General features: G+C 56.0%; 1 protein-coding gene. It reads right to left on the bottom strand.

Annotation, left to right across the window (positions count from 1 at the left end; all coding sequences use genetic code 11):
- The coding region (locus HMPREF2808_RS13210) for a DDE-type integrase/transposase/recombinase (protein ID WP_168165083.1) at positions 1-350 on the bottom strand (350 nt) is incomplete at both ends.

Raw genomic sequence — 350 nt, 5'->3', positions numbered from 1 at the left:
TGGTCCCTAAATGCCTGTGAGGTGTACACACTACCGTGGTCGGAATGGAAAATTGCCCCTTTAAGACTTCCACGGACTTTCCTGGCATGAGACAAAGCCTCGATAACCAGCGATACCCGCATGTGATCGGCGAGTGCATGGCCGACGAGTTTGCGCGAGTAGGCGTCGATGACCGTGGCTAGGTACATGTTCTTGCCGCCCTTACACGGCAGGTAGGTGATGTCGCCGACGTAGACGTGGTTCGGCCTGTCAGCTGTGAATCTGCGGCCTACTAAGTCTGGAATGACTCGACGGCCAGGCTTGCGCCTGGTGGTGATACATCGACGCCGTTTACTAAAGCCTTTCAGCCC

Source organism: Corynebacterium sp. HMSC078A10 (assembly GCF_001811565.1).
GTDB classification, from domain to species: domain Bacteria; phylum Actinomycetota; class Actinomycetes; order Mycobacteriales; family Mycobacteriaceae; genus Corynebacterium; species Corynebacterium hesseae.
This window is presented reverse-complemented; position numbering and strand designations above follow the sequence as displayed.